Annotated in this window: 1 protein-coding gene; it reads left to right on the top strand. The window is 58.5% G+C overall.

The window, feature by feature from the left end:
* The first annotated feature begins 173 nt into the window (after positions 1-173).
* Positions 174-1121: a protein rep gene (locus tag VG556_RS22315; protein WP_423180046.1), complete on the top strand. Its 948-nt coding sequence runs from the start codon at positions 174-176 to the stop codon at positions 1119-1121.
* The last annotated feature ends 50 nt before the right edge of the window (positions 1122-1171 follow it).

Below are 1171 nucleotides of genomic sequence, written 5' to 3'. Positions count from 1 at the left end.
GGCACAGGCCCAGCTCGACCTCGATGCTGCGATCGATGCCAGGACGGTCAAAGGGAGGCGACGGAAGGTGAAGGGGGAGTCCGTTGGATGACCCCATAAAAGCAGGCCCCACCCCCGTCAAGTTTTGCGACGTAGCGGGGAATGGGGCCGGGGAGACAAGTCCGGCCACCCTCATGGGTGACGGGCTTCGGCGTCTCGCTCGGTATGGTAATGCCAAGTCGCAGACTGTGCGACTTCTGGACACCGCCGGGGACACCGCTTGCAAAGAAGCGGGCCTCCGGCCGACCAAGATCAGGCAATGTGGTGAGTGGCTGTTGTTCCGTCACTACCATACCAAAGGGCAGACCAAGCTCCGCGCTGCAAACTTCTGTTGCACGCATCTCATCTGTGGGTTCTGCGCCATTCGGCGTGGCGCTCGCATGATGGCTCGCTACTTGGAACGCTTCACCTTGGCACGCGGGAAAAAGCCGTTTTTGCAGCCCTATCTCGTGACCCTCACTGTTCGCAATGGTGATGACCTGCGCGAACGCCTCGATCACCTGGACAAGTCGCTTACTCGACTCCACAAGCGTCGTCACGGAAAGCGGTCTCGTAGTTTGCTCACCGCTGTCCAAGGCGCTGTCTGGAGTTATGAAGTCACCTACACCGAGGGCAAGGGATGGCATCCCCACGTCCACGCGGTGTGGCTCGCTGCGGATCTTCCCGATCAATACGCGCTCCGCGCTGAGTGGGAAGAAATTACGGGCGATAGCTTCATGTGCGACGTGCGGCCCATCGCACCCGAACAGGCAGAAAAAGAAGAGGAAGCCGTTATCGACCCCTATGCGAAGGGATTCGCTGAGGTCTTCAAGTACGCGATGAAAGCAGCCGAGTTGCCGCCAAAGGTAGCGCTCGACGCATACACCGTTCTCAGGGGTAGGCGTCTTGTTCGTTCTTTCGGTGAGTTCTACGGCGTCCCCGAACCTGCAAATGACGATCTCGCAGACGACATTCCAGAAGAGGAACTTCCCTACATCGATCTGCTATGGCGATACGCCGGAGAAGGACGCTATGAACACGCAAAAACAGTTGACCGCACCTGCGAACACGGACAAGGGCGAAGCGATGATGTTGTGCTTTGAAAAGGACAGCATGGCCCGGTACCGACCCGTCATTTTCATTGGACCTGCCG

Source organism: Stenotrophomonas sp. CASM106 (genome assembly GCF_049384825.1).
Classification (GTDB): domain Bacteria; phylum Pseudomonadota; class Gammaproteobacteria; order Xanthomonadales; family Xanthomonadaceae; genus Stenotrophomonas; species Stenotrophomonas muris.
Note: the sequence above shows the minus strand (reverse complement) of the source record. Positions and strands in the feature narration are given on the sequence as shown.